This is a genomic window from Sinorhizobium fredii USDA 205 (assembly GCF_001461695.1).
GTDB classification, from domain to species: Bacteria; Pseudomonadota; Alphaproteobacteria; order Rhizobiales; family Rhizobiaceae; genus Sinorhizobium; species Sinorhizobium fredii.
Window position 1 is genome coordinate 1 of record NZ_AUTC01000114.1, and the last position, 687, is coordinate 687.

Annotated in this window: 1 protein-coding gene; it reads right to left on the reverse strand. The window is 66.8% G+C overall.

Features of this window, described 5'->3' with window-relative positions; translation table 11 throughout:
* Positions 1-683, reverse strand: a 683-nt coding sequence (locus tag N181_RS11675) for a tyrosine-type recombinase/integrase (RefSeq protein WP_245290980.1), incomplete at its 3' end; no start/stop codon positions are given.
* Positions 684-687 lie beyond the last annotated feature (4 nt).

Sequence of the window (687 nt, forward strand, 5' to 3'; positions counted from 1 at the left end):
GCAAAGCTGTGCCGCAGCGTGTGCACGCTGACCCGCTTGGTCAATCCCGCCGCCTTGGTCGCCGACCGGCAGGCGGCATAAAGCACCTGCACATCGATCGGCTTGTCGCCCCGTCCGGGAAACAGCCAATCCTTGGGGCGCGCCAGCCGCCAATAGGTGCGCAGGATGCCAAGCAGCTGCGGCGACAGCATCACCGTGCGATCCTTGGCGCCCTTGCCGTGACGGACCTGGATCACCATGCGCTGGCTGTCGATGTCGGCCACCTTCAGGCTCACCGCCTCCGAGGCGCGCAGTCCGGCGGCATAGGCGGTCGTCAGCGCCGTGCGCGCCTTCAAGGACGGCACCGCTTCGAGAAACCGCACGACCTCGTCGGCGCTCAAGATCGCCGGCAGCTTGCGCGGCGTGCGCGCATAGGCAATTCGCTCGGGAATCTCCGCCCGGTCCAGCGTCACGCCGTAAAAGAACCGCAGCGCGCAAACCGTCTGGTTGAGCGCCGGCCAGGAGACGCCCTGCGACACCAGGTACACCTGGAAAGCGCGCACATCCTCCAGCCCCAGCCGATCCGGCGAGCGGCCGAAATAACGGCTGAACTTTGTCACTGCATGCAGGTAGGATCGTTGCGTGGCCGGCGACAGGTTGCGGAGCGTCATGTCGTCGATCATGCGGCGGCGCAGCGGGTTCACCGCT